Below are 13,798 nucleotides of genomic sequence, written 5' to 3'. Positions count from 1 at the left end.
CACCTTGCGTGAGAGAAAGGAGTGAAGCCTGAAAATAGGCAAGGCGCTCAGGAGGGACAAACGGTATTTGTGAGAATGCTCGCAAGCGCAAAAGGAATATCCGCAAGGAGGTGGAATTAGGTTTTAAAATCAGCGAACTGCATCTGCAAGAATTTGCAAAATATGATTGCGACAGAGGTCACACTATGTCCGGCAAGCTAAAAATGGATGAGATTGCGGCGCTGACGGGCTACTCCATCAGCACCGTTTCGCGCGTGCTCAGCGGCAAGTCCTACACCAGTGAAAAGGCCCGCGAGGCGATTGTGAGCTGCGCGCGAAAGTTGGGGGTACTGGACGATTTAGCGAGCGGTCGGCTGCTGATTAACGGTATCGCGGTATTTGCCCCGCAGCGCACCTTCATGGCGCAGGGCGATCCTTACTATCTGGAAGTGACGCGAGGCATCGCGGAGGCGCTCGCACCGCACGACGTTTACGTGAGTTATAGCGGGTTAGGCGAGCAGCGCGCCGACATTAAAGTGTTTCTGGAAAAGGTCAGCCATAAAAATATCAACGCGATCATTATCATCGGTATTGATGACCCCACCATCCACAAGCTGGCGCAATCGTTGGGTAAGCCGTGCGTGTTGGTTAACTCGCGAGATAAAGAAGGGGGGTTGGATTCGGTATCGCCAGACCACCGCTCAATTGGCTATCGGGCGGCAAACTACCTCTTTGAAAAGGGACACCGGCGAATTCTCAGCATGACGAGCCTGCGCCGCGAGACAATGTACTGGCGGCTTGAGGGGATTAAAGAGGTGTATCGCCAGTATCAAATCCCCTTCGATGTGCAGCATGACCTGCTGGTGACGGAAGGCTTTTCAGAGGATGAGGCTGAGCGGGCGCTGGGAGATTGGCTGCGTAGCACACCGCGTGAGCATTGGCCGGAGGTGATTTTCTGCGCCGGGCTGTCGATGTCAACGGCGGTACTGCGAGTGCTGGCGAGCGTGGGTGAGCGCGTCCCGGATGCCATTTCGCTGATGACCACCGATGTATGGGAACTGGATGCCAAAATCGGGCTGACCACGACCGGAATCACCATCCCTTGTCGGGCGCTGGGCATCGAAGCGGTGCATCTGTTGCAGACCCGGCTAAATCGCCCTCATGCTCCGGTATTTAACTTACTGTTGCAGGGGAAGGTGATTGAGCGCGGTACGGTGACTCATGCCACGCGCCATGCCGCACGCGTGGTTGTCTCGCGTTAGCTTCAGCTTTGCGGCGGCAGGCAGACGCCAATTCCACCAATGCCACAATAGCCGTATGGGTTTTTATGCAGATACTGCTGGTGCTCATCTTCGGCGTAGTAGAACGGCTGGGCGACCGCAATCTCGGTGGTGATCGTCCGCATATCGCCGCTGCTGCGCATCGCTTCCTGGAACTGTTTCAGGCTGGCCTGCGCTTCCTGCTCTTGCTCCTGCGTAACCGGGTAAATAGCAGACCGGTACTGTGTGCCCTGGTCATTTCCCTGGCGCATACCTTGCGCGGGATCGTGGTTTTCCCAAAAGACTTTTAAAAGCTCACTGTAGCGGATGACCGCAGGATCATAGACCACGCGCACTGCTTCGGCGTGTCCGGTTTGCCCGCTGCACACTTCGCGATAGGTCGGATTCGGCGTGTAGCCGCCACAGTAGCCTGCGGCGGTGCTGTAGACCCCCGGCAGTTGCCAGTACAGGCGTTCGACGCCCCAGAAGCATCCCATGGCGAATATCGCCACTTCCATATCGTCTGGGATATGAGTCATTGAGTGTTCGGTAACGACATTAAGCGTTGCCACAGGCATGGGCGTATTTCTACCAGGCAATGCATCCGACTGAGATACAAGGTGTTTTTTATCAGCTAGACTCATGGGATAGGCCTCCGGGTGACAGTAATTGTCGTTAAGGTTGTAACCGAGCGTGTCTTTATAACACAATAAACACGCCGAATACGTCTAAATTTAAACATAAGAATAATTTGGGGCTCTGTCTTTTTTTCAACCCGATAAAGAGTGGGTTTTTTAGGCTGACGTTGAAAACTGTATGCCATTAAAGAGCAAAACAGATAAACGCAGCCGTGGCCACGGAGCGGACTTTCGTTTCCCGTTAGGGCGGGAACAAAGATATTCAGGAGAAAATGTGCGACAAATCCGCCAGTTATGTTTGGTGAGCTTGCTGCTGACCAGCGGTGTTGCCAGTGCAGCGAACATCCGTTTACAGGTTGAAGGGCTATCAGGCGAGCTACAAAAAAACGTCAGAGCGCAGCTTTCAACGATCGCCAGTGATGAAGTCACGCCGGATCGTCGCTTTCGCGCGCGCGTGGATGACGCGATTCGCGAAGGGCTGAAAGCGCTCGGGTATTACGAACCGACGATTGATTTCGAACTCAAGCCGCCGCCGAAAAAAGGCCGTCAGGTACTGTTAGCCAAAGTCACTCCCGGAAAACCGGTGTTGATTGGCGGCACGGATGTCATCCTGCGCGGTGGCGCGCGAACCGACGACGACTATCTCGCGCTGCTGAAAACGCGTCCCAAAATTGGCACGGTGTTAAACCACGGCGACTACGACCACTTTAAAAGCTCCTTAAGCAGCGTAGCGCTGCGTAAAGGTTATTTCGACAGCGAATTTAAAAAAAGCCAGCTCGGCGTGTCGCTGGAGCGCCGCCTGGCGTTTTGGGATATCGACTACGACAGCGGCGAGCGCTATCGCTTTGGCGAAGTCACCTTTGAAGGCTCACAGATTCGCGAAGAGTATTTGCAGCATCTGGTGCCGTTTAAAAAAGGTGACTATTACCAGACCAGCGATTTGGCCGAACTGAACCGTCGGCTATCAGCAACCGGCTGGTTTAACTCGGTTGTGGTCGCGCCTGTTTTCGATAAATCCCGTGAAACTAAGGTATTGCCGCTGCATGGCGTCGTTTCGCCGCGCAGCGAGAACACCGTTGAGCTGGGCGGTGGTTACTCCACCGATGTCGGCCCACGGGTGAAAGCGTCGTGGAAAAAACCGTGGGTGAACTCCTATGGTCACAGCCTGACCACCAGCCTGAGTGTCTCAGCGCCGGAACAGCAGTTGGATTTCAGCTATAAAATGCCGCTGCTGAAAAACCCGCTGGAACAGTACTATTTGGTGCAGGGCGGCTTTAAAAGCACCGACCTGAACGACACCAAAGCCGACTCCACCACGCTGGCGGTTTCGCGCTATTGGGATCTCTCCAGTGGTTGGCAGCGGGCGATTAACCTGCGCTGGAGCCTTGACCACTTTACCCAGGCCAACGTGACTAACACCACCATGCTGTTTTATCCAGGCGTGTCGATTAGCCGTACCCGTTCGCGCGGCGGCCTGATGCCTACCTGGGGTGACTCGCAGCGTTACTCGATTGACTACTCGAACACCGCGTGGGGCTCGGACGTTGATTTCTCCGTCATCCAGGCACAGAACGTATGGATTCGCACGCTCTACGATCGCCACCGTTTCGTGATGCGCGGTAACCTCGGCTGGATTGAAACCGGTGACTTCGACAAAGTGCCGCCAGACCTGCGTTTCTTCGCCGGTGGCGACCGCAGTATTCGCGGCTACAAATACAAATCCATTTCTCCTGAAGATTCTAAAGGCAAGCTGATTGGTGCGTCGAAGCTGGCGACTGGCTCGCTGGAATACCAGTACAATGTGACGGGTAAATGGTGGGGCGCGATGTTTGTCGATGGCGGCGAAGCGGTGAGCGATATCCGCCAGAGCGACTGGAAAACCGGCGCGGGTATTGGCGTGCGCTGGCAATCGCCAGTCGGGCCTATCAAGCTCGATTTCGCGGTTCCGGTGGGTGACAAAGACGAACACGGATTGCAGTTTTATATCGGACTGGGGCCTGAACTATGACGTTATGGAAAAAAATAAGCCTCGGCGTACTGATTTTTATCGTGCTATTGCTGGGTATCGTTGGCTTCCTGATTGGCACTACTACCGGTTTACATCTGCTGTTTAACGCCGCTAACCGCTGGGTTCCGGGGCTGGAAATTGGCCAGGTGACCGGCGGCTGGCGTGACCTGACGCTGAAAAAAGTGCGTTACACGCAGCCGGGTGTGGCGGTTGATGCTGGCGAATTTCATCTGGCGGTGAACCTTAGCTGCCTGTGGCACAGCAACCTGTGTGTGAACGATATTGCGCTGCGCGACATTAACGTGGCTATCGACAGCAGTAAAATGCCGCCAGCGGAACCGGTCAAAGAGGAGGACAGCGGCCCGCTGAACCTCTCTACCCCGTATCCGATTACCCTCAATCGGGTGGCGCTCAATAACATCAATATCAAAATTGATGACACCACCGTATCGGTGATGGACTTCACCAGCGGCCTGGCGTGGCAGGAGAAAAACCTGACGCTGACGCCAACGTCGTTGCAGGGGTTGCTAATTGCCCTGCCGAAAGTCGCCAACGTGGCGCAAAAAGAGGTGGTGGAGCCGAAAATCGACAACCCGCAGCCGCAGGAAAAACCGCTGGGCGAAACGCTGACCGAGCTGTTCTCCAAACCGGTGCTGCCGGAGATGACCGATGTTCATTTGCCGCTGAACCTGAATATTCAATCCTTTAGCGGCGAACAGCTACGAATTACCGGCGATACGGACCTCACGGTGTACAAAATGCTGCTGAAGGTGAGCAGTATTGACGGCCAGATGAAGCTCGACACCCTGGACATCAACTCCAGCCAGGGGACGGTGAACGCCAGTGGTACGGCGCAGTTGGTGAACGACTGGCCGGTGGACATGACCCTTAACAGCACGCTGAATATCGAGCCGCTGAAGGGCGAGAAGATCAAACTGAAAGTCGGCGGCGCGGTGCGCAAGCAACTGGAAGTCGGAGTGAATCTCTCAGGCCCGGTGGATATAGGGCTGCGCGCGCAGGCGCAGTTGGCAGAAGCGGGCTTGCCGTTCAATCTTGAAGTGACCAGCCAGCAACTGTACTGGCCGTTTACCGGTGAAAAACAGTTCCAGGCTGACGATTTCAAGCTGAAGCTGGGCGGCAAGATGACCGACTACACCCTTTCTATGCGCACCGCAGTGAAAGGCCAGGGCGTACCACCGGCGGATATCACGATTGATGCCAAAGGTAACGAACGTCAGGTGAGCCTCGACAAACTCACCGTTGCGGCGCTGGAAGGCAAAACCGAACTGACCGCGCTGCTCGACTGGCAACAGGCGATAAGCTGGCGCGGTGAGCTAGCGCTGCACGGAATCAACACCGGCAAGATTGCGCCAGACTGGCCGTCGAAGCTGGAGGGGTTGATTAAAACCAACGGTAGTCTGTACGGCGGTAGCTGGCAGATGAACGTGCCGGAAATCAAAATCACCGGTAACGTGAAGCAAAATAAAGTGAACGTTGACGGTGCGGTGAAAGGCAACAGCTATATGCAGTGGACGATTCCGGGTCTGCATGTGGCGCTGGGCAATAACACGGCGGACGTGAAGGGCGAGCTGGGGGTTAAAGATCTTAACCTCGACGCCAAAATCGATGCGCCGAAGCTCGACAACATGCTGCCTGGTCTGGGCGGTACGGCGAAAGGGCTGGTGAATATTCGCGGTACGGTGGAAGCCCCGCAACTGCTGGCGGATATCACCGCGCGCGGCCTGCGTTGGCAAGAGCTGACGATTGGCCAGATTCGCGTGGACGGCGATGTGAAATCGAGCGACCAAATTGCCGGTAACCTCGACGTGCGCGTGGAGCGCATTGTGCAGCCGGACGTCAACATCGGGCTGGTGCATCTGGCGGCGAAAGGCAGTGAAAAACAGCACAGCCTCCAGCTTCAGATTCAGGGCGAGCCAGTTTCCGGGCAGCTCGCGCTGGCGGGGAGTTTTGACCGCAAAGAAGAGCGCTGGAAAGGGACGCTGAGCAATACCCGCTTTAAAACGCCGGTGGGGCCGTGGTCGGTGAATCGTGATATTGCGCTGGACTACCGCAACCTGGAGCAAAAAATCACTATCGGGCCACACTGCTGGGTGAACCCGAATGCGGAACTGTGCGTCCCGCAGACGATTGAAGCCGGTGCGGCAGGCCATGCGATAGTGAACCTCAACCGTTTCGACCTCGCGATGCTGAAACCGTTTATGCCGGATGCCACGCAAGCGAGCGGCGTATTCAGCGGTAACGCTGATGTGACCTGGGACACCACCAAACCGGGGCTGCCGCAGGGGAAAGTGACGCTCTCCGGGCGCAACGTGAAGGTGACGCAAATCGTTAACAATGCGCCGCTGCCGGTGGCCTTCGACACGCTGAACCTGAACGCTGACTTGCATAACGATCGCGCCGAACTGGGCTGGCTTATCCGTTTGACCAACAACGGCCAGTTGGATGGGCAAGTTCAGGTGAGTGATCCGCAGGGGCGGCGTAATCTTGGCGGTAACGTCAACATCCGTAACTTCTCGCTGGCGATGATTAACCCTATTTTCTCACGCGGCGAAAAAGCGGATGGCAAACTTAACGCCAACCTGAGATTGGGCGGCAATGCGCAAAGCCCGCTGATGTTTGGTCAGATGCAGCTTAACGGCATTGATGTTGACGGTAACTTTATGCCGTTCGACATGCAGCCAAGCCAGTTGACGATGAACTTCAACGGCGCAAGCTCCACGCTGCAAGGGACGGTTAATACTCAGCAAGGGTCGATTAACCTCAGCGGCGATGCTGACTGGCGACAGATTGATAACTGGCGTGCGCGTATTGCGGCAAAAGGCAGCCGGGTGCGGATTACCGTACCGCCAATGGTGCGCCTGGATGTCTCGCCGGATATTGAGTTTAACGCTACGCCAAGTCTGTTCACGCTCGACGGCAACGTTGATGTCCCGTGGGCGCGTATCGTCGTGCAGGAAGTGCCAGAAAGCGCGGTGGGTGTCTCCAGCGATGAAGTGATGCTCAACAGCCAGCTTCAGCCGGTGGAAAGCAAATCAGCGTCGATCCCTATCAACAGCAACCTGACTATCCACGTCGGCAATAACGTGCGTCTGAGCGCGTTTGGCCTGAAAGCGCGACTGACGGGTGATCTCAAAGTCGCGCAGGATAAACAAGGGCTGGGCCTGAACGGGCAGATCAATATCCCGGAAGGGCGCTTCCACGCTTATGGCCAGGATCTTATTGTGCGTAAAGGCGAACTGCTGTTCTCCGGCCCGCCGGATCAACCGCTGTTGAACATTGAAGCGATCCGTAACCCAGACTCGACCGAAAATGACGTGATCGCAGGCGTTCGCGTGACCGGCACGGCCGATCAACCGAAAGCGGAAGTGTTCTCTGACCCGGCAATGTCGCAGCAAGAAGCGCTCTCCTACCTTGTTCGTGGACAAGGGCTGGAAAGCGGCCAGAGCGATAGTGCGGCGATGACCTCAATGCTTATTGGGATTGGGGTTGCACAAAGTGGTCAGGTTGTGGGTAAAATCGGTGAGACATTCGGCGTAAGTAATTTGGCACTGGATACACAAGGGGTGGGTGATTCCTCTCAAGTGGTGGTCAGTGGTTACGTATTGCCGGGTCTACAGGTGAAATATGGCGTTGGGATCTTTGACTCTTTAGCGACGCTCACGTTACGCTATCGCCTGATGCCTAAGCTGTATCTGGAAGCGGTGTCTGGCGTAGACCAGGCTCTCGATTTGCTCTATCAGTTTGAGTTTTAGCAATGCGAATATTTGTGTACGGCAGTTTACGGCGCAAACAAGGCAACAGCCACTGGATGACTAACGCTCAGTGGCTGGGCGATCACAGCGTTACCGATTATCAACTGTACAGCCTGGGCCACTATCCAGGCGCCGTGCCGGGCAATGGCACAGTACATGGTGAAGTGTATCGGATTGACGCATCGACGCTGGCCGAACTGGATGCGCTGCGCACTAAAGCGGGCGAATATGCACGTCATCTCATTCAGACGCCGTATGGCAGCGCCTGGATGTACGTCTATCAGCGCTCGGTAGAAGGGCTTACGCTGATAGAAAGCGGCAACTGGTTGGATAAAGACTAGTGTTGAATACGACAACGCCACCCTCGGGTGGCGTTGTTTTTTTATCCGCGTTAGGTTTTTCGGCTGTGTAGGCCTGATAAGCGCAGCGCCATCAGGCAATGGCGACAACCGTGCCGGATGGCGGCGTGAACGCCTTATCCGGCCTACACGCGAATGTTGGCATACAAAACTGCGTAGGCCTGATAAGCGCAGCGCCATCAGGCAATGGCGACAACCGTGCCGGATGGCGGCGTGAACGCCTTATCCGGCCTACACGCGAATGTTGGCATACAAAACTGCGTAGGCCTGATAAGCGCAGCGCCATCAGGCAATGGCGACAACCGTGCCGGATGGCGGCGTGAACGCCTTATCCGGCCTACACGCGAATGTTGGCATACAAAACTGCGTAGGCCTGATAAGCGCAGCGCCATCAGGCAATGGCGACAACCGTGCCGGATGGCGGCGTGAACGCCTTATCCGGCCTACACGCGAATGTTGGCATACAAAACTGCGTAGGCCTGATAAGCGCAGCGCCATCAGGCAATGGCGACAACCGTGCCGGATGGCGGCGTGAACGCCTTATCCGGCCTACACGCGAATGTTGGCATACAAAACTGCGTAGGCCTGATAAGCGCAGCGCCATCAGGCAATGGCGGCAACCGCGCCGGATGGCGGCGTAAACGCCTTATCCGGCCTACAAACTGCGCCATCGAAAATGGTGGCGTAAACGCTTTATCCTGCACAAACAAAAACACCGCCCGGAGGCGGTGTTTTCAACGCTTGATAAGAAATCTTATTTCTTCGCGCGCTCGAAGGAAGCAACGATTTCAGCTTTAGCCGCTTCAGCGTTGTCCCAACCGTCAACTTTAACCCATTTACCTGCTTCGAGGTCTTTGTAGTGCTCGAAGAAGTGGGTGATCTGCGCTTTCAGCAGTTCTGGCAGGTCGTTCACATCTTTGATGTGATCGTATTCTTTGCTCAGTTTGGTGTGCGGAACCGCAACCAGTTTCGCATCTTCGCCAGACTCGTCGGTCATTTTCAGCACGCCAACTGGACGGCAGCGAACGACTGCGCCCGGTTGCAGTGGGTATGGCGTTGGGACCAGAACGTCAACCGGATCACCATCCAGAGACAGGGTGTGGTTGATGTAACCGTAGTTGCATGGATAGAACATCGCAGTGGACATGAAACGGTCAACGAACAGCGCGCCGCTCTCTTTGTCAACTTCGTATTTGATAGGATCTGCGTTGGCCGGGATTTCGATGACAACGTAGATATCTTCCGGCAGATCTTTACCCGCAGGGACGTTGAGTAAGCTCATGTCTGTTTCCTTTAGAATGTATGGCAAACTAGTGCTCGGTATTATAGCCAACTCGCCAGGAAAGTCTTGAGCTGTTTTACGTCAACCTTGCGCGGGTGAATATTAATCGGTATCTCAACCCGTAGCATAATTGTGCGCATCTATAGGCTATCGACTGTGCCGGAACGGTGTTCTCGCCACGGAATGGGGATATAAAGATTTAACATACTGATAGAATAAAGTTTTTCCGTTAGCTGCCGATAAAACGCTTTTACGCCAAACAGTACCCCTGCTACCGGAAATATTATGATGCTTAGAACGCTTTCTATCCGTACCGGCTTGCTGTCCCTGCTCGCCGTAATGACCCTACTGCTGATTTTGGTCAGTGGAATTGGCATTTATGCTCTCACCCAAAGTTCTGCCTCGCTACAACGCATTGACCATCTACAAAGTGACCAGATAACGCAGCTTAATGAAAGCTACACGCTGCTGCTGCGCGCCCGCAATGAAGCCGGGCAGGCCGTCCGGTTGATGGAAATAGGTATGCTTGATGATGCCGCAAAGGCGGTGAATGCGCTGAACGGAGAAGTTGGGCAGGCGCAGAAGATCATGACCCGCGTGACGCAATCATCGATGGACGATCCCGATGGCGCGGTACTGATGTCGAAGGTAGCGAAAAGCTACGATCTCTATAACTCGCAGGGGATCAAACCGATGCTGGCAGCGCTTAGCCAGCAGAATGTTGACGGTTATTACGATCTTCTGGAAAAAAACATGATTCCGGTTGCGCGGCAGTTTGATGATGCCATTCACGCCTTCCAGGATTGGGGCGAATCGCGCGGGCAGGTTGAAGTGGCGTCGGTACACAGCACCAAAAATCGTGTGCTTGTCCTGATGACTATTGCCATTTTGCTCACCGCAGGCGTGATGCTGCTGGGCTGGCTGCAACTACGCCACCTGCTGCTGACACCGCTGGCGGCGGCGATTGCTCAATTGGAACAGGTTGCCGCAGGGGATTTAACCCCCATTCCACCGACCACAACCAGCGCGGAAATTAAGCGCCTGAATATCGCTATCGCCGGAATGCGCGAATCGATGATGAACTCGGTGATGCGGGTTCGCGACGCCAGCTCACAAATTGACGTGGGAAGCCGTGAACTGACGGCGGGTAATAACCATCTGGCGCAGCGTACCGAATCGACGGCGACATCGCTGGAGCAAACCGCCGCCAGCATGGAAGAAATCACCGCCACGGTAAAACAGAACGCCGACAACGCAGAACAAGCGCACAAGCTGGCGAAAGAGGTTTCCGACACCGCCGATCGCGGCAGCGAAATGGTGTGCTACGTAATTGAAAAAATGCAGGATATTTCCGGCAGCGCCAAACGTATCGCCGATATCCTCGGGGTGATTGACGGTATTGCCTTCCAGACCAATATTCTGGCGTTGAATGCCTCCGTTGAAGCGGCGCGCGCGGGTGAGCAAGGACGCGGTTTTGCGGTGGTCGCCGGAGAAGTGCGCAACCTCGCCAGCCGTAGCGCAGACGCCGCGAAAGAGATTCGTCAGTTGATTTCCGACTCGCAAACGCATGTTAGCGAAGGCAGCGACTTAGCGCAGCAGGCGGGAGAGACGATGGATGAAATCGCCAGCGAAGTGATGCGCATGACCAAACTGATGCGGGAAATCGCCAGTGCCTCGCAGGAACAGAGCCGTGGTATTGAGCAGGTTAATATTGCGGTGAGCCAGATGGATGAAACCGCGCAGCAAAATGCGGCGCTGGTGCAGCAGTCTTCGGCGGCCACCCGCTCGCTGGAAGAACAATCACAGGCGCTGGTCGCGGCGATGTCGTCGTTCCGTTTACAGGCGTCGTGATAGGTTTCCCCCTCTCTCTAAGGGAGGGGGAAAACCACTCAGAACAAATTACGCGTCCGGGAACTCGCGGATAAAGCGCTCAACGTCCTCAACCATATGGTTGTTACCGACGAAGAACGAACGGCGCTGGTGCAGCGTTTCTGGCTGAATATCCAGAATACGCTCTTTACCGTCGCTCGCTTTACCGCCGGCCTGTTCTGCCAGGAACGCCATCGGGTTGCATTCGTACAGCAGACGCAGTTTCCCATCCGGGTGGCTGGCGGTGCTTGGGTACAGGTAAATCCCGCCTTTCAGCAAGTTACGATGGAAATCCGCCACCAGAGAACCGATATAGCGTGAAGTGTACGGGCGCTGCGTGGACTTATCTTCTTCCTGGCAGAACTTGATGTACTTTTTCACCCCGTTCGGGAATTTGATGTAGTTCCCTTCGTTGATGGAGTAGGTCGTGCCGCGTTCCGGGAAGTGCATACGCTCCTGGCACAGGCAGAACACGCCCAGCGACGGGTCGTAGGTAAAGGCGTGCACGCCGCAGCCGGTGGTGTACACCAGCATGGTGGAAGAGCCGTAAACCACATAACCGGCGGCAACCTGCTTATTGCCAGGTTGCAGGAAATCTTCTTCTGTTACCGGCGTGCCCACTGGGGTGACGCGGCGATAAATTGAGAAGATAGTCCCAACAGAAACGTTAACGTCGATGTTAGATGAGCCATCCAGTGGATCCATCAGCACCACATATTTTGCGTGCTCGCAGCCGTCGAAAACAACGATTTCGTCTTCTTCTTCGGAGGCTATACCGGCGACAATGTCACGTGCACGCAGCGCTGCTTTTAATTTCTCGTTCGCAAACAGATCGAGTTTTTGCTGTACCTCTCCCTGTACGTTTTCAGCGCCGCTGGCACCCAGGATATCGACCAGACCGGCCTTGTTGATATCGCGGTGGATGATCTTAGCACCTAACTTTATTGCCGACAGTAAAGCGGTAAGCTCACCGGTCGCATGAGAAAACTCATGCTGTTTTTCGACAATAAATTCACCTAACGTTTTCATAACACTTTCCCTGCATTGGATGTTGAGTAAAGCGACTGCAACAATCTTAACAAAGAATAAAAAAAGTTCGCACAGGTGAATCGCGCCAGCAAACTACGGAATATCCTGAAATGCATTTCTCTGCTGGCAAACATATGGGTAAAATGCGGGGCAGATAAAAAAAGGATAGTGACGTATGCGCATTCATATTTTGGGTATTTGTGGCACTTTCATGGGCGGTCTGGCGATGCTGGCGCGTTCGCTGGGTCATGAAGTCACGGGTTCGGATGCTAATGTGTATCCCCCGATGAGCACACTGCTTGAAAAGCAAGGCATTGATTTAATTCAAGGTTACGACGCAAGCCAGCTTGATCCGCAGCCGGATCTGGTGATCATCGGCAACGCCATGACTCGCGGTAACCCGTGTGTTGAAGCGGTGCTGGAGAAAAATATTCCTTATATGTCCGGCCCTCAGTGGCTGCACGATTTTGTGCTGCGCGATCGCTGGGTACTGGCCGTAGCGGGAACGCACGGTAAAACCACTACCGCTGGCATGGCGACCTGGATCCTTGAAGCATGCGGCTATAAGCCGGGCTTCGTCATTGGCGGTGTACCGGGCAACTTTGAGGTTTCCGCGCGTCTGGGCGACAGCTCGTTCTTCGTGATTGAAGCCGATGAATACGACTGTGCCTTCTTTGATAAGCGCTCCAAGTTCGTGCACTACTGCCCGCGTACGCTGGTTCTCAACAACCTTGAGTTCGATCACGCGGATATCTTTGACGATCTGAAAGCTATCCAGAAACAGTTCCACCATCTGGTGCGTATCGTGCCAGGGCAAGGGCGCATTATCCTGCCGGAGAACGACGCTAACCTGAAACAAGTGATGGCGATGGGCTGCTGGAGCGAGCAGGAGCTGGTGGGTGAGCAGGGTCACTGGCTGGCGAAGAAACTGAACGCCGATGCGTCCGAATGGGAAGTGCTGCTCGACGGTGAAGTGGTCGGTCAGGTGAAATGGGGCCTGGTTGGCGAGCACAACATGCATAACGGCCTGATGGCGATTGCTGCTGCTCGTCACGTGGGCGTTACCCCTGCGGATGCCGCCAATGCGCTGGGCAGCTTTATCAATGCCCGCCGCCGCCTTGAACTGCGCGGTGAAGCCAACGGCGTTTGCGTGTATGACGATTTTGCTCACCACCCGACGGCGATCCTCGCCACATTACAGGCGTTGCGTGGCAAAGTGGGCGGTACGGCGAAAATTATCGCGGTACTGGAACCTCGCTCCAACACCATGAAAATGGGCATCTGCAAAGATGATTTAGCGCCGTCTTTAGGCCGCGCGGATGAAGTGTTCTTGTTGCAGCCGCAGCATATTCCGTGGCAGGTCGCGGAAGTGGCGGAAGCCTGTGTGCAGCCTGCGCACTGGAGCGCGGACGTAGACGCACTGGCTGAGATGATCGTGAAAAGCGCCAATCCGGGCGACCATATTCTGGTCATGAGCAACGGCGGTTTCGGTGGTATTCACCAGAAATTGCTCGACGGTCTGGCGAAAAAAGCGCAACAGCAACAGTAAACCTCTCCGCTCAGGTTTCTTCAGGCCAATCGGGAAACCGGTTGGCTTTTTTT

11 protein-coding genes are annotated in these 13,798 nt (G+C 55.1%); 8 read left to right on the top strand and 3 right to left on the bottom strand.

Annotated elements, in window-relative coordinates:
* Positions 1 to 185: 185 nt before the first annotated feature.
* The gene (locus AC6I4B_RS20755) at positions 186 to 1,241 is read left to right on the top strand and encodes a LacI family DNA-binding transcriptional regulator (protein ID WP_497772273.1); all 1,056 of its coding nucleotides are present in this window, start codon (positions 186 to 188) and stop codon (positions 1,239 to 1,241) included.
* 2 nt (positions 1,242 to 1,243) lie between these two features.
* On the opposite strand, the gene msrA is transcribed toward AC6I4B_RS20755, so the two are convergent.
* Positions 1,244 to 1,882 (bottom strand): peptide-methionine (S)-S-oxide reductase MsrA, encoded by a 639-nt coding sequence (msrA, locus tag AC6I4B_RS20750; protein ID WP_497767847.1) that lies wholly within the window; start codon positions 1,880 to 1,882, stop codon positions 1,244 to 1,246.
* A gap of 268 nt (positions 1,883 to 2,150) precedes the next feature.
* On the opposite strand from msrA, the gene tamA reads away from it, so the two are divergent.
* The 5 genes from tamA (at position 2,151) to AC6I4B_RS20725 (ending at position 8,657) form a co-directional block, all read left to right on the top strand.
* Complete coding sequence (tamA, locus tag AC6I4B_RS20745) at positions 2,151 to 3,884, top strand: autotransporter assembly complex protein TamA (protein WP_497767846.1); 1,734 nt, start codon at positions 2,151 to 2,153, stop codon at positions 3,882 to 3,884.
* The gene (gene tamB, locus AC6I4B_RS20740; protein WP_497767845.1) at positions 3,881 to 7,657 is read left to right on the top strand and encodes an autotransporter assembly complex protein TamB; all 3,777 of its coding nucleotides are present in this window, start codon (positions 3,881 to 3,883) and stop codon (positions 7,655 to 7,657) included. Before tamA ends, tamB begins: the two co-directional genes overlap by 4 nt.
* 2 nt (positions 7,658 to 7,659) lie before the next feature.
* Entirely contained in the window at positions 7,660 to 7,998 is a 339-nt protein-coding gene (locus AC6I4B_RS20735) for a gamma-glutamylcyclotransferase family protein (RefSeq protein WP_497767843.1), read from the top strand.
* Positions 7,999 to 8,096: 98 nt separating this feature from the next.
* Positions 8,097 to 8,339, top strand: coding sequence for a hypothetical protein (locus AC6I4B_RS20730; RefSeq protein ID WP_497767842.1), 243 nt, complete (start codon positions 8,097 to 8,099; stop codon positions 8,337 to 8,339).
* Between the two features lie 75 nt (positions 8,340 to 8,414).
* Entirely contained in the window at positions 8,415 to 8,657 is a 243-nt protein-coding gene (locus tag AC6I4B_RS20725) for a hypothetical protein (RefSeq protein ID WP_497767841.1), read from the top strand.
* A 113-nt stretch (positions 8,658 to 8,770) separates the two neighbouring features.
* Here the strand turns inward: AC6I4B_RS20725 and ppa are convergent, their stop codons facing one another.
* Positions 8,771 to 9,298, bottom strand: a complete 528-nt coding sequence (gene ppa / locus AC6I4B_RS20720) for an inorganic diphosphatase (RefSeq protein ID WP_497767839.1) — start codon at positions 9,296 to 9,298, stop codon at positions 8,771 to 8,773.
* 288 nt (positions 9,299 to 9,586) lie between these two features.
* Here ppa and AC6I4B_RS20715 point away from each other — a divergent pair, with 288 nt between their 5' ends.
* A complete protein-coding gene (locus tag AC6I4B_RS20715) occupies positions 9,587 to 11,149 on the top strand; it encodes a methyl-accepting chemotaxis protein (protein ID WP_497772272.1) in 1,563 nt (520 codons plus the stop codon).
* Between the two features lie 48 nt (positions 11,150 to 11,197).
* Here AC6I4B_RS20715 and fbp read toward each other — a convergent pair whose 3' ends face one another.
* Positions 11,198 to 12,196 (bottom strand): class 1 fructose-bisphosphatase, encoded by a 999-nt coding sequence (gene fbp, locus AC6I4B_RS20710; RefSeq protein WP_497767837.1) that lies wholly within the window; start codon positions 12,194 to 12,196, stop codon positions 11,198 to 11,200.
* Positions 12,197 to 12,371: 175 nt separating this feature from the next.
* Here fbp and mpl point away from each other — a divergent pair, with 175 nt between their 5' ends.
* Complete coding sequence (gene mpl, locus AC6I4B_RS20705) at positions 12,372 to 13,745, top strand: UDP-N-acetylmuramate:L-alanyl-gamma-D-glutamyl-meso-diaminopimelate ligase (RefSeq protein WP_497767836.1); 1,374 nt, start codon at positions 12,372 to 12,374, stop codon at positions 13,743 to 13,745.
* Positions 13,746 to 13,798 lie beyond the last annotated feature (53 nt).

It is taken from the genome of Kluyvera fluvialis (assembly GCF_059725275.1).
This window is presented reverse-complemented; position numbering and strand designations above follow the sequence as displayed.